10 protein-coding genes and 3 rRNA genes are annotated in these 18,516 nt (G+C 51.0%); 9 read left to right on the forward strand and 4 right to left on the reverse strand.

From position 1 onward, the window contains the following. The first annotated feature begins 70 nt into the window (after positions 1-70). The 8 genes from PGRAT_RS10035 to rrf all read left to right on the forward strand — a co-directional run bounded on the left by PGRAT_RS10035 (position 71) and on the right by rrf (position 12,189). Entirely contained in the window at positions 71-1,411 is a 1,341-nt protein-coding gene (locus tag PGRAT_RS10035) for an ABC transporter substrate-binding protein (RefSeq protein ID WP_025706409.1), read from the forward strand. 382 nt (positions 1,412-1,793) lie between these two features. Then, positions 1,794-3,890, forward strand: a complete 2,097-nt coding sequence (locus PGRAT_RS10040; RefSeq protein ID WP_042267976.1) for a glycoside hydrolase family 36 protein — start codon at positions 1,794-1,796, stop codon at positions 3,888-3,890. A gap of 389 nt (positions 3,891-4,279) precedes the next feature. Then, complete coding sequence (locus tag PGRAT_RS10045; protein WP_025708535.1) at positions 4,280-4,537, forward strand: AbrB/MazE/SpoVT family DNA-binding domain-containing protein; 258 nt, start codon at positions 4,280-4,282, stop codon at positions 4,535-4,537. Between the two features lie 211 nt (positions 4,538-4,748). Then, positions 4,749-5,426 carry an HAD family hydrolase gene (locus PGRAT_RS10050; protein ID WP_025708534.1) on the forward strand — a complete coding sequence of 226 codons (678 nt, stop codon included), beginning with the start codon at positions 4,749-4,751 and terminating at the stop codon, positions 5,424-5,426. A gap of 217 nt (positions 5,427-5,643) precedes the next feature. Further along, the gene (locus PGRAT_RS10055; RefSeq protein WP_244884060.1) at positions 5,644-6,813 is read left to right on the forward strand and encodes a trans-sulfuration enzyme family protein; all 1,170 of its coding nucleotides are present in this window, start codon (positions 5,644-5,646) and stop codon (positions 6,811-6,813) included. A 387-nt stretch (positions 6,814-7,200) separates the two neighbouring features. Next, a 16S ribosomal RNA gene (locus PGRAT_RS10060) occupies positions 7,201-8,759 on the forward strand. 249 nt (positions 8,760-9,008) lie between these two features. Next, positions 9,009-11,935, forward strand: a 23S ribosomal RNA gene (locus tag PGRAT_RS10065). Between the two features lie 137 nt (positions 11,936-12,072). Then, positions 12,073-12,189: ribosomal RNA gene (rrf, locus tag PGRAT_RS10070) — 5S ribosomal RNA — on the forward strand. Together the 16S, 23S and 5S rRNA genes form the textbook arrangement of a ribosomal RNA operon. Before the next feature lie 148 nt (positions 12,190-12,337). Here the strand turns inward: rrf and PGRAT_RS10075 are convergent. Beyond that, complete coding sequence (locus PGRAT_RS10075; protein WP_244884061.1) at positions 12,338-13,297, reverse strand: YheC/YheD family endospore coat-associated protein; 960 nt, start codon at positions 13,295-13,297, stop codon at positions 12,338-12,340. 444 nt (positions 13,298-13,741) lie between these two features. Here PGRAT_RS10075 and PGRAT_RS10085 point away from each other — a divergent pair, with 444 nt between their 5' ends. Next, positions 13,742-14,752 carry a glycosyltransferase gene (locus PGRAT_RS10085; protein ID WP_025706296.1) on the forward strand — a complete coding sequence of 337 codons (1,011 nt, stop codon included), beginning with the start codon at positions 13,742-13,744 and terminating at the stop codon, positions 14,750-14,752. Between the two features lie 141 nt (positions 14,753-14,893). On the opposite strand, the gene PGRAT_RS10090 is transcribed toward PGRAT_RS10085, so the two are convergent. From PGRAT_RS10090 to PGRAT_RS10100, 3 genes are all read right to left on the reverse strand, one after another. Then, positions 14,894-16,426 (reverse strand): DUF3502 domain-containing protein, encoded by a 1,533-nt coding sequence (locus tag PGRAT_RS10090; RefSeq protein WP_025706295.1) that lies wholly within the window; start codon positions 16,424-16,426, stop codon positions 14,894-14,896. 144 nt (positions 16,427-16,570) lie between these two features. Further along, positions 16,571-17,455 carry a carbohydrate ABC transporter permease gene (locus PGRAT_RS10095; protein WP_025706294.1) on the reverse strand — a complete coding sequence of 295 codons (885 nt, stop codon included), beginning with the start codon at positions 17,453-17,455 and terminating at the stop codon, positions 16,571-16,573. A 12-nt stretch (positions 17,456-17,467) separates the two neighbouring features. Continuing rightward, positions 17,468-18,448 carry an ABC transporter permease gene (locus tag PGRAT_RS10100; RefSeq protein WP_025706293.1) on the reverse strand — a complete coding sequence of 327 codons (981 nt, stop codon included), beginning with the start codon at positions 18,446-18,448 and terminating at the stop codon, positions 17,468-17,470. Positions 18,449-18,516 lie beyond the last annotated feature (68 nt).

Consider the following 18,516-nt stretch of genomic DNA (forward strand, 5'->3'; position numbering starts at 1 on the left):
CTTATCCTTTTTCTTTTTATTTAAAATAACACCAAGACCACAAGAAACATAAGGAAAAGGGGGCAACATCATGAAGGGAAAAAGAATTATGGCTCTATCCGCGAGCCTGCTGCTCGCAGGAGGGCTGCTGGCAGGATGTGGCGGGAATAACAGCAATAATGCCGCTAACAACGCAGGCGGAACAAATGGAGGGACCAATACAGCTGCTCCGGCTACTGATTCAACCAAACCTGTTACGATTAATATGTTCACGGCGTCTCCCGAGTACACCGATGCTTTTAACGCATATATTGCCGAATACAAAAAGGTTAAGCCGAATGTGACCATCAACCTGGAAATTATGCAGGCCGACTACAATACAGTGCTGAAATCCAAAATTGCGGCCGGCAGCACCCCTGATGTTTTTCAGACTACGGCCGGCGGAGATATTGACACCTTTGCCGAATACAGTGCCGACCTGACCAATGAGCCGCTGGCAGCAGCGATGACGGATGCGGTCCGTTCCAATATGAGCTCCTCCGACGGCAAGGTGCTTGGACTTCCGGTCAAAGGCAACCTGTTCGTATTGATGTACAACAAGAAGCTGCTTGCCGATGCGGGCATTACCAGCATTCCAAAAACCACAGCCGAAATGGACGATGCCATTACCAAGCTGGAAGCCAAGGGAATTACACCGTTCGCCAATGCCTATAAAGAGTGGTGGGTCTGGAAGCACATCTTCCAGCACTTCGTGGATGCAGCCGCTACGGACGCCGGAATTGACGCCAAGACACTTGTAGGCAAATTTATCGCCGGAGATACTACCTTCAAGGATCATCCGGTGCTGTACAACAATTTCTTCAACTTCATTGACACTACAGTAAAACACGGAACAGACAAGCCGCTGGAACGTGACAGCAATGCTGAAGTCAGCGACTTTGCCCTGGGCAAAGCGGCATTTATGACCGGTAAAGGCGCATGGGATGAAGAAGCCATCAAAAAAATCACCCCTGACTTCGATCTCGGCATCGCCGGATATCCGGTCAGCGACAAGCCGGAGCAATCGCAGATTATTACCGGTGCCGATCAGGCGCTGCGCATTAACAAGGATTCCGCTGTAGCCGCACAGACCATTGAATTCTTCAACTGGCTGTATACTTCCGAATACGGAAAAAACTGGTTCTCCACGGTGGCCAAAGTCATTCCGCCAATCAAGGATGCTCCAATGCCTGACCTGCAAATGCCTAAGGAAATGGAAGAAATCCTCAAAACCGAGAAATCCGGCGACCTGTCGGTCAACTATTCTCTGGATACCTTCCACCAGAAATTCGGCGAGCTGATGCAGGCATACATCGGCGGCAGCAAAACCAAGGATCAGGCCATCGACGAAATCCAAAAAGCCTGGATTCAATTCGGTTCCGCTGAACAATAAACCTGAATAGTTTCCATCCGGGACGGTCTCGAGGGTAAGATTCTTTTACCGGAGGGGCCGTCCTTTGTATGTAACTATGGTTTTAATGGCCGTTGGCTCGTGAATGGTCGTAACTGCGTGGAATGTTTGGATTTCCGGCCGCTGTTTCTGCAGATTTACTGATTATACCGCCGTCCGCGGTTGAAATCCGCAGACAGCTTATGCTTTCGATGCGAGCTTTCCTGCGGAAAGCTTTCCGGCGGACGTGTTCGCTCCTCCAATTCCAAACTTCCCCTCCATTACTTCTTCCATTACGCAAAAGCTTTAAAATGTTCAATTACGAATACAAAAGACGCCTTATAATCAGGAGAGACACCAACATTTGTCAGGAGGCCATAAAATGATGGACAGCAAGCTCATTGAAATTGCCGAAAATGGACTTTATCTTACAATTGAAATTACAGGGGAGCACGACGTCCGGCTGCTGCATTTTGGAGCAGCGCCTTTGCAGGACGGGGTGATCGCGGAGAAGAATAAACCGGGATTCCGGCTGCTGGAGCTGCAGCTCTCGGGAGAGGACCGGGATGAATATCACGGGCGTACGCACCGGGCCTCCTATCCGGGGCTGCGGATGGAATATGCAGGCCATAAGGACAGCAGAAATGCCCTTGGCCGCAAGCTGGAGATCTGTCTGGTTGATCCGGTCACCGGAATAAGAGCAGAGCAGCATCTGCAGTTCTATACGGGTGTGCAGACGGTCCGCTGCTGGACGGTGCTGAAGAATACAGGCACTGACGAAGCTGCCGTGGAATATGTATCGACCTTTGCGCTTACCGGAGTAGACAAAGAGGGCAGCGGCGGCCGCAACGACAAAATCGAGGTCACCATCGCCCACAGCGGCTGGCAAAGCGAGCTGCAATGGCGGACCTACCGACTGCCGGAGCTGGGCATGTCTCATCTGGCAGACCGCGGCTCCAAGCGTATCGCCGCCAGCAACACCGGCTCCTGGTCGGCGGCAGAGCTGCTGCCGATGGCGGTGCTGCACAACAAGGAGAGCGGGACAAGCTTATTCTGGCAGATTGAGCACAACGGCTCCTGGCACTGGGAGCTGACGGATCAGTATGACCAGCTTACCCTGTTGGTTAGCGGGCCGACAGAGCATGACAACCACTGGTGGCTGAAGCTGGCGCCTGGAGAGGAGTTCACCACGGTTCCGGTGGCTGTCGGCGCCGTGCAGGGCGGCTTCCAGGGCGCGGCTGAGCAGCTTACGGCCTACCGGCGGCTGATCCGCCGTCCTAATGAGGATAATGAGCTGCTGCGGATTATTTTCAACGACTATATGAACTGTCTGTGGGGCAGTCCCACGACCGGGAAGCTGCTGCCCCTGATTGATGCCGCCGCCGATGTGGGCTGCGAATATTTCTGCATCGACGCCGGCTGGTATGCGCCTGGAGAGTGGTGGGACGGCGTAGGGCAGTGGGAGCCATCTGCCGAGCGTTTCCCCGAGGGAATTAAATATGTGCTGGATTATATCCGCAGCAAAGGGATGATTCCCGGGCTCTGGCTGGAGCTGGAGGTCATGGGGATCAACAGTCCGAAGCTGGCCGAGACCGATGACAGCTGGTTCTTCATGCGCCACGGCAAGCGGGTCAAGGACCGCAGCCGCTATCAGCTGGATTACCGCAATCCCCGGGTGATCGCCCATGCGGACGGAGTGATTTCAAGATTGGTGGAGCAGTATGGTGTGGGCTATATTAAAATGGACTACAACATCAACGCGGGCATCGGGACGGAAACGGATGCAGATAGTTTCGGAGACGGGCTGCTGCAGCATAACCGGGCATATCTGGCCTGGCTGGACAGTATTTTTGCCCGTTACCCGAATCTCGTAATCGAGAACTGCTCCAGCGGCGGCATGCGCATGGACTATGCCATGCTCAGCCGGCACAGCATCCAGTCCACCAGCGACCAGGAGGATTACGTGCAGTATGCGGCGATTGCCGCAGCTTCTCCGGCGGCTCTGACGCCGGAGCAATCGGCGGTGTGGTCCTACCCGCTGCGCGAGGGTGATGATGAAGAGGTTATCTTCAACATGGTCAATGCGCTGCTGCTCCGTGTGCACCAGAGCGGCCATCTCGCCGAGCTTGAGCCCCGGCGCAGGGAACTGGTGAAGGAAGCGCTGGATTATTACAAATCTATTCGTGCACATATCCCGCAGGCAACCGCCTTCTGGCCCTTGGGCCTGCCGGACAGTGAAGGCGAGTGGGTGAGCTTTGGCCTACGCCATGGCAATACCCGCTACCTGGCGGTCTGGCGGATTTCCGGAGAAGCAGCAGCAGTCAAGCTGCCGATTCCTGAGCTGCAAGGCCAGGGAGCAGAAGTGAGCTGCGCATATCCACAGCAGCATCATTCGGAATGGAGCTGGAGCCCGTCCGAGGGTGTGCTGACCGTCTCGATCCCGCAGGGCAAGACGGCCCGGCTGTTTGAGCTTCACGCTTAACATGCTGCTGGCAGGGCCAAACCAAATATTGAATTGCCGAATCCCCCCTCCATCAGCAGAGAGATAGTCTTTGCTGATGGAGGGGTTTCTTATTCTGTAAATATGTCTATTTAGCTTTGTAACCTCAATATTAATTTTATAAAAATAAAAACTGTTAATTGAAGCGGATTTTGGATAAAATAATGGTTGAATTTAATAATTTGTCGAATTTGCTCTAATCATCGTCGAATATTTTGTCGATAAATATCAAAAGATGTAGAAATAAAATTGACAGGAAAGAACTAGCACTTTACAATGCAGATATAGGTTAATCATTTCTACTAATTAGAAGCATTGATAGCTTTTAACACCAAAGATTATTTAAGGGTTATTTCAAGGGAGGATGCATAGTGATGAAAGCAACAGGAATAGTAAGAAAAGTGGATGAACTGGGACGTATCGTGATTCCGATTGAACTGCGCAGAACGATGGGAATTGACATAAAAGACCCTCTCGAAATTTTTGTCGACGGTGAAAAAATTATTCTCAGAAAATATGAGCCTACCTGCATCTTCTCCGGCAGTGCAGAAAATCTCATTAACTTCAAAGGCAAAATGGTCAGCAAAGACGTGCTGGACGAATTGATTGCCAGCTTCGATCACGTATAATCTCACCGGCATCCAGCGTTTTCTGACAGCGGGGACCCGAGGACGGACACCTTAACGGTGCTGCTCTCTGGTCCCTTTTATGTTTTGCCGTAAAAGACGGTACATAGACAATACCTGCCAAAATCCTATATCATAGGGCTTATGATCAACGCATGCTGCCGGCAAGGCAGACATACAGAACACTACAGAAGGGCTGGGTCATTCCATGAGCATGAAATTGAAGAAGCCGGAAGCGATTATATTTGATATGGACGGAACGTTGTTTCAGACAGAAAGTCTGCTGTTGCCCGCTTATCATAAAATGTTTGACATTTTGCGGGCGGAGGGCCTGTACACGGGACCAACTCCGCCAGAGGAGCGGATTCTAAGCAGTCTGGGTATGCTGCTGTCTCAAATCTGGAAGAATGTAATGCCGGATGCCGATGAGGCTGTCCACCGCCGCGCTGATGAGCTGCTGCTGCAGCTGGAAGTCGAGGGATTGGAGGCAGGCGGCACACTGCTGTACCCTAAGGTGACCGAGACACTTGCTGCGCTTCATGAGCGTGGAGTCAAGCTGTTCGTAGCAAGCAACGGGCTGGAAGACTACATTCACAGCATTGTAGTGGTGCATGAGCTGAAAGAGCTGTTCGCTGGCCTGTACAGCGCAGGCGGGCAGGGCACTGCCACCAAAACCGAACTGCTGCGCATCCTGCTGGATGAGCACGGCATCAAGGAGGCTTGGATGGTCGGTGACCGTTCGTCCGATGTGGAGGCCGGCAAAGGCAACGGGCAGACGGTAATCGGCTGTGCCTATGCAGGCTTTGGACGCCAGGATGAGCTGAAAGGGTCGGATGTCATCATTTCCGCTTTTGATGAGCTCATTGGGCTCTACGACAACAGCACGGTGTAAGAGCGTACAGCAATCGAAACGCTCTCCGTAATTCCTGCTAGGCTCTAGTCCAGGTTGAATTGTCCATATATTCAAAAGCAAGTCCACACGGGTGCCACTACCGCCGCATAATCCGGCGTTAAGGGCACCCGTGTTGGCGTCTGGGTATAGAGCCAGGGATAATTCAGGAGCGGATAGTGAAAACTGAGGTTATGGTATTTAACTATCTGGAAAAGGGGTGACAAGCTTGAGTTCCTCTAATGATCAGCATATCTGTCTCCGAATGAAGGAAGAATCAGGATATATTGTGAGCGCTGCTGCTCCTCCCATCTATGAAACTGCGCCTTTCTTCTTCAATAGTTACGATCATTATTCCGAGGCAGCCAATGATGAAAAGACCCATTATGTCTATTCGCGGGGGAAAAATCCCACCGTTCAGATCGTAGAAGAAATGCTCGCCGGACTGGAAGGGGGGGAAGCCTGTAAATGTTTTGCCTCTGGAATGGCCGCTGTCAGTGCCGCTTTAATGTGCAGCTTGGCTGCAGGGGACCATGTTATTCTGGTCGGGCATATTTATGAAACCACCGTAAGTCTGATCAAATACTTGACTAAGTTCAATATAAGTTACACCATCGTGCATTCCACGTCCATATCATCAGTTGCCGGTGCTTTGAAACCTCAGACACGGGTTATCCTTATGGAATCCCCTACCTCATTTACATTCGACATTGTGAATATTCCGGAAGTAGCAGAGCTTGCAAAGTCCAAAGGGATTCGTACCATAATAGATAATTCATGGGCCACTCCGCTTTTCCTAAAGCCTTTGGAATATGGGGTCGATATCGTTGTTCATTCTGCCTCCAAGTACTTGGGTGGACATAATGATTTGGTTGCCGGGGCAGTGATTTCTTCCCAACACATTATGGATCGTATATATGAAGAAGAATATGAATTAATTGGCGGGTCGTTGGGGCCCTTCGAAGCCTGGCTCCTGATAAGGGGTCTTCGGACACTCCCTCTCCGCATGGACGCCCACCAAAAAAACGGTCTGGCAGCAGCCCGGTTTCTATCCGAGCATCCGGCGGTTGCCAAAGTCAATCATCCCGGACTTCCTTCGCATCCACAACATGAATTGGCAAGCACACAGTTCAAAGGCTATTCCGGCCTGTTCAGCTTCGAACTGAAGGATTCGGGGTACGAGGAAATCCGTCAAATGGTCAACAAATTGCAATTGATCCGGATCGGCGTATCCTGGGGAAGCGCAGAAAGTCAAATTATCTCTCCAAACTATGGCTATAATCAGCAGGATCTGAAAAAGCAGCACATGCCTGAGTCACTGATCCGTTTGGCTGTAGGCCATGAGCCTGCCGAGTTGCTGATTCAAGATTTGAATAACGCATTGAGTTAACCCGAGCCGTTACAGGATCTGAAGCATTTATTATAAAAATGGAATATTTTAATACTTGCTGCTCCTGTGGTTACAGTGTAAAGTAATAAATCTAGCAAGCAGAACTTAAGAGTTCAAATGAGTTCAAAGCTAGCTGGAAAATATTATGACTTGTTTGATAGAGTCAAACATGATATATTATTATTCCGGCCAAGTTGAATGGCTGGTAAGCTTGATCTTTGAAAACTGAACAACGAGTGAGTGGGATTTCACGCAAGTGAGATCCAAAAATAGAGAATATTTTATTCTCGTCAGATGTTTCAAAATGAGCAATCGCTCTTTTCAATATCTTTTTCGGATGGTTATTTTCTCGGAGTAATTCGGGTGAAGCAACCGCTCGAAAAAACCTATTTGGAGAGTTTGATCCTGGCTCAGGACGAACGCTGGCGGCGTGCCTAATACATGCAAGTCGAGCGGATTTACTGGAGTGCTTGCACTCCAGTAGGTTAGCGGCGGACGGGTGAGTAACACGTAGGCAACCTACCCTCTAGACTGGGATAACTACCGGAAACGGTAGCTAATACCGGATAATTCCCTGACCCCCCTGGGCTAGGGATGAAAGGCGGAGCAATCTGCTGCTAGAGGATGGGCCTGCGGCGCATTAGCTAGTTGGTGGGGTAACGGCCTACCAAGGCGACGATGCGTAGCCGACCTGAGAGGGTGAACGGCCACACTGGGACTGAGACACGGCCCAGACTCCTACGGGAGGCAGCAGTAGGGAATCTTCCGCAATGGGCGAAAGCCTGACGGAGCAACGCCGCGTGAGTGATGAAGGTTTTCGGATCGTAAAGCTCTGTTGCCAGGGAAGAACGTCCGGTAGAGTAACTGCTGCCGGAGTGACGGTACCTGAGAAGAAAGCCCCGGCTAACTACGTGCCAGCAGCCGCGGTAATACGTAGGGGGCAAGCGTTGTCCGGAATTATTGGGCGTAAAGCGCGCGCAGGCGGCTATTTAAGTCTGGTGTTTAAACCTTGGGCTCAACCTGGGGTCGCACTGGAAACTGGGTGGCTTGAGTACAGAAGAGGAAAGTGGAATTCCACGTGTAGCGGTGAAATGCGTAGAGATGTGGAGGAACACCAGTGGCGAAGGCGACTTTCTGGGCTGTAACTGACGCTGAGGCGCGAAAGCGTGGGGAGCAAACAGGATTAGATACCCTGGTAGTCCACGCCGTAAACGATGAGTGCTAGGTGTTAGGGGTTTCGATACCCTTGGTGCCGAAGTTAACACAGTAAGCACTCCGCCTGGGGAGTACGGTCGCAAGACTGAAACTCAAAGGAATTGACGGGGACCCGCACAAGCAGTGGAGTATGTGGTTTAATTCGAAGCAACGCGAAGAACCTTACCAGGTCTTGACATCCAACTAACGAAGCAGAGATGCATTAGGTGCCCTTCGGGGAAAGTTGAGACAGGTGGTGCATGGTTGTCGTCAGCTCGTGTCGTGAGATGTTGGGTTAAGTCCCGCAACGAGCGCAACCCTTGACTTTAGTTGCCAGCAGGTAAGGCTGGGCACTCTAGAGTGACTGCCGGTGACAAACCGGAGGAAGGTGGGGATGACGTCAAATCATCATGCCCCTTATGACCTGGGCTACACACGTACTACAATGGCCGGTACAACGGGAAGCGAAGCCGCGAGGTGGAGCCAATCCCAGCAAAGCCGGTCTCAGTTCGGATTGCAGGCTGCAACTCGCCTGCATGAAGTCGGAATTGCTAGTAATCGCGGATCAGCATGCCGCGGTGAATACGTTCCCGGGTCTTGTACACACCGCCCGTCACACCACGAGAGTTTACAACACCCGAAGTCGGTGGGGTAACCCGCAAGGGGGCCAGCCGCCGAAGGTGGGGTAGATGATTGGGGTGAAGTCGTAACAAGGTAGCCGTATCGGAAGGTGCGGCTGGATCACCTCCTTTCTATGGAGAATCGTTTCCTGCAATGGAAACATTCAAATCGGAAGCTTGACTTCCATTAGAACCCTTGGGTTCGAACACTCACTCGTTGCTCAGTTTTGAGAGTCCAAACTCTCAAGCAAGTCCCTTGATCCTTGAAAACTGGATACCGAAACGAAAATGCGTTTTAGAACATCTTTTAGCTGAAACTTGTGGAAGCAAGTTGAAATAGTTATTAGTTGATACAGCGGTTTCCCCTACGGGAAAACGCATGGTTAAGCTAATAAGAGCACACGGAGGATGCCTAGGCGCCAGGAGCCGACGAAGGACGTGGCGAACAACGAAACTGCCTCGGGGAGCTGTAAGCAAGCTTTGATCCGGGGGTGTCCGAATGGGGAAACCCAGCTGTGGTAATTCGCAGTTACTCATACCTGAATACATAGGGTATGCAGAGGCAGACCAGGGGAACTGAAACATCTAAGTACCCTGAGGAAGAGAAAACAATAGTGATTCCGTCAGTAGCGGCGAGCGAACGCGGAACAGCCTAAACCAGGAGGCTTGCCTCCTGGGGTTGTGGGACGTCTCACATGGAGTTACAAAGGAATAGGGTAGGTGAAGAGGTCTGGAAAGGCCCGCGATAGAGGTAAAAGCCCTGTAACCTAAACCCTGTTCCCTCCGAGACGGATCCCGAGTAGTGCGGGGCACGTGAAACCCCGTATGAATCCGGCAGGACCATCTGCTAAGGCTAAATACTACCTGGCGACCGATAGTGAAACAGTACCGTGAGGGAAAGGTGAAAAGCACCCCGGAAGGGGAGTGAAATAGAACCTGAAACCGTGTGCTTACAAAAAGTCAGAGCCCGATCTATGGGTGATGGCGTGCCTTTTGTAGAATGAACCGGCGAGTTACGTTTAACATGCAAGGTTAAGGTGAGAAGCCGGAGCCGCAGCGAAAGCGAGTCTGAATAGGGCGACTGAGTATGTGGACGTAGACCCGAAACCGTGTGATCTACCCCTGTCCAGGGTGAAGGTGCGGTAACACGCACTGGAGGCCCGAACCCACGTATGTTGAAAAATGCGGGGATGAGGTGGGGGTAGCGGAGAAATTCCAATCGAACTCGGAGATAGCTGGTTCTCCCCGAAATAGCTTTAGGGCTAGCCTCGGTGAATGGAGTCGTGGAGGTAGAGCACTGATTGGGTGCGGGGCCCGCAAGGGTTACCAAGCTCAGTCAAACTCCGAATGCCATGGACTTCTTGCCGGGAGTCAGACAGTGAGTGCTAAGATCCATTGTCAAAAGGGAAACAGCCCAGACCATCAGCTAAGGTCCCCAAGTGTGTGTTAAGTGGGAAAGGATGTGGAGTTGCACAGACAACCAGGATGTTGGCTTAGAAGCAGCCACCATTGAAAGAGTGCGTAATAGCTCACTGGTCGAGTGACTCTGCGCCGAAAATGTAACGGGGCTAAACACACCACCGAAGCTATGGCTAGATACGTATGTATCTGGGGTAGGGGAGCGTTGTATGTAGATTGAAGGTGTACCGTAAGGAGCGCTGGACCGCATACAAGTGAGAATGCCGGTATGAGTAACGAAAAGATCAGTGAGAATCTGATCCGCCGAAAGCCCAAGGTTTCCTGAGGAAGGCTCGTCCGCTCAGGGTAAGTCGGGACCTAAGGCGAGGCCGACAGGCGTAGTCGAAGGACAACAGTTTGAAATTACTGTACCACCGTAATCCGCTATGAGCGATGGGGTGACGCAGGAGGGTAGTGACGCGGACTGATGGATGTCCGTCTAAGCAGTGAGGCTGGTGTGCAGGCAAATCCGCACACCGTAAGGCTGGGCTGTGATGGGGAGCGAAAATTACAGTAGCGAAGGTCATGATCTCACACTGCCAAGAAAAGCCTCTAGCCAGGAGAAGGTGCCCGTACCGCAAACCGACACAGGTAGGCGAGAAGAGAATTCTAAGGCGCGCGGAAGAACTCTCGTTAAGGAACTCGGCAAAATGACCCCGTAACTTCGGGAGAAGGGGTGCCTCGGTAGGGTGAATAGCCCGAGGGGGCCGCAGTGAAAAGGCCCAAGCGACTGTTTAGCAAAAACACAGGTCTGTGCGAAGCCGCAAGGCGAAGTATACGGGCTGACGCCTGCCCGGTGCTGGAAGGTTAAGGGGAGCGGTTAGGGGCAACCCGAAGCTGTGAACCGAAGCCCCAGTAAACGGCGGCCGTAACTATAACGGTCCTAAGGTAGCGAAATTCCTTGTCAGGTAAATTCTGACCCGCACGAATGGCGTAACGACTTGGGCGCTGTCTCAACGAGAGATCCGGTGAAATTTTAATACCTGTGAAGATGCAGGTTACCCGCGACAAGACGGAAAGACCCCATGGAGCTTTACTGCAGCTTGATATTGAATTTGGGTACGATCTGTACAGGATAGGTGGGAGCCGTAGAAGCCGGAGCGCAAGCTTCGGTGGAGGCGCCGTTGGGATACCACCCTGATCGTATCTAGGTTCTAACCTGGTACCCTAAGCGGGTACGGGGACCGTGTCAGGCGGGCAGTTTGACTGGGGCGGTCGCCTCCTAAAGAGTAACGGAGGCGTTCAAAGGTTCCCTCAGAATGGTTGGAAATCATTCGAAGAGTGCAAAGGCAGAAGGGAGCTTGACTGCGAGACCTACAAGTCGAGCAGGGACGAAAGTCGGACTTAGTGATCCGGTGGTACCGCATGGAAGGGCCATCGCTCAACGGATAAAAGCTACCCTGGGGATAACAGGCTTATCTCCCCCAAGAGTCCACATCGACGGGGAGGTTTGGCACCTCGATGTCGGCTCATCGCATCCTGGGGCTGAAGTAGGTCCCAAGGGTTGGGCTGTTCGCCCATTAAAGCGGTACGCGAGCTGGGTTCAGAACGTCGTGAGACAGTTCGGTCCCTATCTGTCGTGGGCGCAGGAAATTTGAGAGGAGCTGTCCTTAGTACGAGAGGACCGGGATGGACGTACCGCTGGTGCACCAGTTGTTCCGCCAGGAGCATGGCTGGGTAGCTACGTACGGACGGGATAAGCGCTGAAAGCATCTAAGCGTGAAGCCCCCCTCAAGATGAGATTTCCCAATTAGTAAGACCCCTTGAAGACGACGAGGTAGATAGGTTGGAGGTGGAAGTGCAGCAATGCATGGAGCTGACCAATACTAATCGGTCGAGGGCTTATCCAAAAAGTAAAACGCAGATTCGTTTCGGATTCAGTTTTCAGGCGATCAAGACCTGAACGATTTTAAGCTGCATGTCCTTTATAAGGACGGATATTTTGCGGAAGCGAATACGCGGAAGTGAAATCAGCGCAAAAATCATGTTTGGTGGCGATAGCGGAGGGGTTCCACGCGTACCCATCCCGAACACGACCGTTAAGCCCTCCAGCGCCGATGGTACTTGGACCGAAGGGTCCTGGGAGAGTAGGACGCCGCCAAGCACACTAGAAGTATGGTCAAATCGGACCATACTTTTTTTAATGCCATTTAGAAGCACAAAGACATCTTCCGCACAGACGCACGTGGAGGATGTCTTTTTGATTTCTTATGCAATAGTTATTGATTAGAATTGAAGAGAATGATCACCCACTACTCCTCAACCACCTTCGCCGCACTCGGTGTATTCTTGTTCTTATACACCCACATCGCATACTCCAGCGGGCGCATCAGCGCCTTGCGGTAGGTGCCGCTGTCGCCGGAGCGGGCGAAGACCTCGCGGGCGGGCTTGGGGTTGACCTCCAGCACGTAGATCTGGCCCTCGCGGTTAATGGCGAGGTCCAGGGCCAGCTCGCAGAGGGTACCGAAGCTGTCCTCCAGATAGGCTGCGGCATCGAGGCCCAGCTTCTCGGCCGTCTTCATGGCTTTCGCAGCCTTCTCCTGGCTGCCGAGCCATTGCTTCAGAAGAATCTCTGCGCGGATGGCGTGGCCGCCGCCGTGCAGATTAGAGGTGACGCTGCGGGCGGCGCCTACGCGGCCGGCCATGCCGGTCAGCTCCCACACGCCCTGACCGTTTTTTTGCACAAGCATACGGTAGTCGTGGTAGCGTCCGCTGGGCAGGCGCAGCGGGATGCCCTGCTGTACCAGGAACCGCCCGCCGAGGCACCACTGGCGCACAATGGACTCTAGGCGGGTGAGCGAAACCTTACGGGGGGCGATGATCTGCCGGCTCTGACGGCGTCCCTGGATATCGTAGAGGGACTTGCCTTCCTTCAGCCGCTCAATCCGCAGGATGCCGCGCCCGCCTGTTCCGCTGGCCGGCTTGACATAGACGACCGGACTGGATTTCAGTATCCGGTGCAGATCAGCGGAAGACTGATATAACAAGGTTTCCGGCATATGCTGCCGGAACCGGCTTTTTTGCGAGAAGGTCTGGTACACGGTCCATTTATTGCGCAGCGGCCGGTTCAGGAAGGTCAGGTGGCCGTACCGCGCGCGGAAGCGCAGCAGCTGCTCGAACCGCTTGCTGCGCTGAATCCGGCAGCGGTCATAGATCATATTTGGAAAAGGGCGCCATTTGCGCGACCATGTTCCGCTTTTAACGTCATACACAAGTGCATGAATCTGATCTTTGCTGACGTGCACATCGGCGGGGGTAAATACAATAACACATTCGTCATAGACGTGCGTGCAGGAACAGCATTTCCACAAGTCTTATTTCAGGATTCCTCAGTTTGTAGGCCTTCGTAGGATATTAGTTTGAACTAAATATTATCTTTTCTGTATAATTTCGTTTTATTTTCTTCAATTGTATACGCTCCCATCTTTCTTTGCCAATTCATAGTTATAAACTTTTTAATACGGTTGTTCAAAACGCTGTCGATTGGTGCCCACTCCAGATTTGTTTTACTGCATAGTTTATTGTATTCCTGGTCTTTTATCCTGTGGAGCAACTAAATCACAAGTTCGGATGAAGTTACACATTCCTCCTTTAAAAGAAATGAACTCATAAATATTCACGGATTTATCTGAAGTAAAAGCTGGAGGGGATTACTTTTGTATGAAAAAGCCGTTCCGAAAAGTAGAAAGTTAACCATCGCACAAGTGATTTCGAATTATCCAAAGGCACAGCCGGTGCCTTCCATCAAAGGAGGGACTGAAAAAATTGTTTATGAGCTGACGGAAGAACTGGTTAGGCGAGGGCATAAGGTCTATTTATTTGCAGCTCTAGGGAGCAGGAGCAGGGCAAAGCTTATCCCCTATCCTAAAGGACTCCGCCACGAAAGCATAGCAAGATTTGTGTTGAAAAAATTACCTGAGCGGGTTGATATTATCCATGACCATACTTTTCGTTCCGCGCTCGGCGTAACTAATCCTAAGATTCCAACGGTATGCACTGTGCATATCCCGGTTAAACGGCGGGTTAAATACCCTGTATACGTAAGTAAACGTGCCCGCCGGCTGATGGGGAACAACAAAGGTTTCTGCGTTTACAATGGGATTAATACGCATGAATATGAATTCAGTGCGGAGAAACATTTATATCTGTTGTATATAGGCAGGATTATCCGGAATAAGGGTATTATGCAAGCTATACAAGTTGCCGAAAGGACTGGTAAGAGGCTCATTATCGCGGGTCCCGTGAAAGCCTCCAGATTTTTTGAGAGAGAGGTTAAGCCGCGCATCCGGAACAATCCCAATATCCGTTATGTTGGACCTGTGGGCGGGAAAATGAAGCAGCAACTAATCAAGCATGCGGAATGTGTGCTGTTCCCGGCATTATGGGAAGAGCCATTCGGTCTGGTCTTGGTTGAAAGTTTAGTTTGCGGTACTCCGGTGCTGGCGCTCAGAAACGGTGCAGTACCGGAAGTATTATCCGGATTTCCTAACCTGATTTGTAATAATGTAAGTGAGATGGCAGTTAAGGTCCGGCAGAAGAAATATCCTTCGCCGCACATATTGAGAGCGTATGTTCAGAAACACTTCACCAATAAGAAGATGACTGACAGTTATTTAAGAATCTACCATGAAGTTATTCAAAGAGAATCCGGTATGACGAAATTCTAAGCTGCCAAAGGCTGCGTTGAACGGGGAGAAGTTTAGATTTTTTTTGCACGGGAGGCAGACAATCTATGGGACAAAAAAAGCGTGCCTCCCTTGAGGAGCCACGCTTCTTTAGTGCCCTTACGGTAATTTCTGTGATATTACTTACTGCTGCTTGGCGTACCATGCTGAAAATTGTTTCTGATATTCAGCGATGTATTTATCAATCCCCGCTGCTTTAAGCCTGTCCAGCGCTTTGGGGAAGGCGGTGTCATAGTCGCTGAAGCCGCTGCCGATGGGTGCGAGGTATTCCGTGAACACGCCGTTCAGTTTCGTTTCTTCATTCTTGACGGGTGTATTGTCAAAGTTGAAGCCGGCACCCTTGGAAATGATGGCCCCATCGTCCCAAGCCTTGTATTCAGCGATGAATTCGTCCGGAACGGTGTTGTCAAAACGGATGAAGTTTTTGTTCATCAGCAGCCAGTCCGGGATCAGTGAATCGGTGTTTATTCGGGTCAGACGCCCGTTTTCGTCCAGCGTATAATCGGTTCCTTTTATCCCGTAGGCAAATAAGTCGTACAGCTCCTGGTTTTTTTGCAGCAGATTGAAGAACATGACATAGCGTTCAGGGTCTTTGGCTGCGGTAGAGACGAAGAAGGCGGTGCTGTACGTGCCGCGGCTGATTTTTGGCCGGCCGCTGCCGAGGAAATAATTGACCAGCTTGGCCTCAGGCACTGCTTGTGAGATCGTTGCCGCCCCTTCAAAAGGGCGTGCCGCTGTGCCGGCCCAGAACATCGCTTTGCCGGAGTTCCAGTCAGACTGCAGCTGCGGCACATTGGTGGCGGCATATTTCGGGATGATTCCTTTTTCATACCAGCCGCGCATCAGGTTCGCATACTTCTTGAACTCTTCGGTTTCAAACCAGCTGATGATTTTATCATCTTTAGCAGACTCGTCCAGGGCAATAAAATCATTTTGCCAATACAGGTTTTTGTCTGTGTAATCATACTGCAGGATCCGGCGGGCATCGGTGTTGGCGTACCCGATCAGTTCGGGATGAATGGCATGCACCTTATCATAGAACTGCTCCAGTTCCTTCAGCGAGGTGACCTGCGTCATACCGGCTTCCTCCAGCAAATCCTGTCTGACCAGCGCGCTGTAGAATTCCGCAGAATTCGGCTTGTTGCCGACTGGAATGGCATACTGCTTGCCATCTAGTTGAAAGGCCTTGAAGGAGGCCTCGTCTACATTTTTACTCAAATCAGCTGCAACACTGACATATGGGGTAAGGTCGGCATAAAGCCCTTTAGCCACAGATTTCACCATGTAATTGGCATCGGTATAGGTGGCGAAGTCCTCTCCCGTAGACAGCATCAGGTCGGTTTTACCGCCGCCATATTCTGTCCAGGGAAGAAACTGAAATTCAACCTCAGCGTTGATTTCTTTCTTGATTACGTTGTAGAACTCCGTCTTCGCCAGTTCCTTCATCCGGTTTGACTCATCCCCGTACAGCACAATTTTCAGTTTGGCGGGAGCCAAGGTGCTGCCGTCTTTACTGCCGTTATCCGTAACAGAAGCTGTACCTTCATTTCCGTTTCCGGAACTAGGGGCAGCGCTTTCATTGTTGCCCTGAGCACAGCCGCTTACCAAGAACACTGCTGCAAGGAGCAAGCTTAACCAACCTTTTTTCTTTTTCATGATGAACCCTCCTGTAATGTAATAGAATCATAATGTTGAGGCATCTATTGCAAAGGTCGTGCTCCCTTAAGTCTTATTGTACATCAAGAAGCAGGGGAGCATAAACCCGGTGCAACCGGACATAACAGGGCATTTTGCTGGGAACTAGCCTTTGACCGAACCCACGATAATGCCTTTGACAAAAAAGCGCTGGAGAAAAGGATATAAGATGGCGATTGGCAAAACAGTCAGGCAGGTCATCGCCATTTTGGCTGTCTCCAGTGGTGGTGCGATGATCGCTCCGCCGACCTGAGCCGCATTGCCGGAGGCCAGGAACTGAATGTTCGCCATCATGTTGTACATTAAATATTGGATCGTATAGAGATTCTGATCCGATACCAGCATTAGCGGCAAGTAGAAATCATTCCAGAACTGCAGGGCGTAAAAAAGCGAGATTGTGACCAGTCCGACCCGGCCCAGCGGAATCATAATGCTGAAGAAGATCCGCAGATGCCCGGCGCCGTCGATTTGCGCAGATTCTACAATTTCATGCGGGATGCTGCGGAAATAGTTGGCCATAAGAAACATCAGAAAAACACTTAGCACATAAGGGATGAACAGGCCGATAAGCGTATCGCCCAAATGATAGTATTTGGTGCTGAGCAGATACCATGGCAGTGTCCCCCCGCTGAACAACATCGTGAAATAGGCAAAGAAAGCGAAGAAATTTTTGAGGCGGAAGCTTTTAACGGATATGACATAGGCGTAAGCGGTGGTCACCAGTACGGCTGACACGGTACCCAGCATCGTAACGATCACGGACATGGAATACGCCCGCAGAATCTGCTGCGCCTTGGAGCCAAACAGGAATTCATACGTTTCAAAGGTGAAGCCTCTGGGCCAGAACGAATATCCTTCCGCAGCGATCCGGGATTCGGTGGATAATGAGCCGGATACGGCCAGTATAAAAGGCACTAGACAGATGATTGAAAATACGGCTATACAGCAATAAAAGAAAATGAGCAGGCCTTTGTTTTCGGTGGTTTGCATCTTATCAGTCTCCTAGAATAGTTTGCTGTCTTTGTCATACCAGCCGGCCAGTTTGTTGGCTACCAGTACCAGAATGAAGCCAAAGACGGATTGATAGAGCGTGATGGCTGAAGCAAAGCCGAATTCTCCGGAACGGATGGCTGTGCGGTATACATACACATCGATAATATCGGTAGTAGGCAGAAGCAGCGGATTCAGAAAGGTTACTCCCATAATCATGCTGAGATCGCCTTTCAGCATGCCCCCAATGCCCAGCAGCGTCATTAGAATGATCGACGGAATAAGCATGGGCACGGTAATCTTAGTAATAATCTGCCACCTGGAGGCACCATCGATTTTTGCGGCTTCATAATAGGAAGTGTCGATGCCCTGCAGGACCGCATAATAGATGATGGCGCCGTAGCCGGCGCTTTTCCAGATATTCGCCAGCACCAGAATGATTACGAACAGCCAGGGGCTGGAATACCAGTCGACCTGGGAGAAGCCAAGCGTCTGGAGCAGCTGGTTCATAATGCCTTTGTCGTAATCCAGCAGGGAGAACAGAATGGCTCCGATAATAATCCAAGAAATAAAATACGGGAAAAACATGACGCTCTGCGTGATTTTGATAAACCATTTGCTGCGCAGCTCATTCAGGATAATGGCGATGGCTACTGAAAAAAAAGTGCCGGTCAGCATATAAAGCGCATTTAGCATCACTGTGTTGCGTGTAGCCCTAAGAGAGTCTTCCATACTGGAGAAGAAAAACTCGAAATTGGAGAAACCGGCCCACGGGCTGCCGAAGATTCCGTCGTTGAAGTTGTAATTCTTAAAAACAAGAATCAGACCGCTCATCGGCAGATAAGCAAAAAGAATTAGAATGATGATTCCCGGAAGAGCGAGCAGGTATAGGGTGCTGTCCTTCCTTAGGGATTTACGGAAGCTTTTGGCTCTGGCCGTCCTGATCCCCGGACTTAGCCGTCCCTGTGTCTCCGGTGTAGCCTCTTGCATCATTAACAGTCCACTCCTTTATACTAGCGTTGTCATTGCTGTCCCTTGTTTCAGGAAAACGCTTTACATGG

Source organism: Paenibacillus graminis (genome assembly GCF_000758705.1).
In the GTDB taxonomy this organism is placed as follows: Bacteria; Bacillota; Bacilli; order Paenibacillales; family Paenibacillaceae; genus Paenibacillus_AQ; species Paenibacillus_AQ graminis.

Coding starts and splice junctions, on each gene's coding strand:
- PGRAT_RS10035 (WP_025706409.1), top strand. CDS start 71: ATGAAGGGAAAAAGAATTATGGCTCTATCCGCGAGCCTGCTGCTCGCA.
- PGRAT_RS10040 (WP_042267976.1), top strand. CDS start 1,794: ATGGACAGCAAGCTCATTGAAATTGCCGAAAATGGACTTTATCTTACA.
- PGRAT_RS10050 (WP_025708534.1), top strand. CDS start 4,749: ATGAAATTGAAGAAGCCGGAAGCGATTATATTTGATATGGACGGAACG.
- PGRAT_RS10090 (WP_025706295.1), bottom strand. CDS start 16,426: ATGAAAAAGAAAAAAGGTTGGTTAAGCTTGCTCCTTGCAGCAGTGTTC.
- PGRAT_RS10095 (WP_025706294.1), bottom strand. CDS start 17,455: ATGCAAACCACCGAAAACAAAGGCCTGCTCATTTTCTTTTATTGCTGT.
- PGRAT_RS10100 (WP_025706293.1), bottom strand. CDS start 18,448: ATGATGCAAGAGGCTACACCGGAGACACAGGGACGGCTAAGTCCGGGG.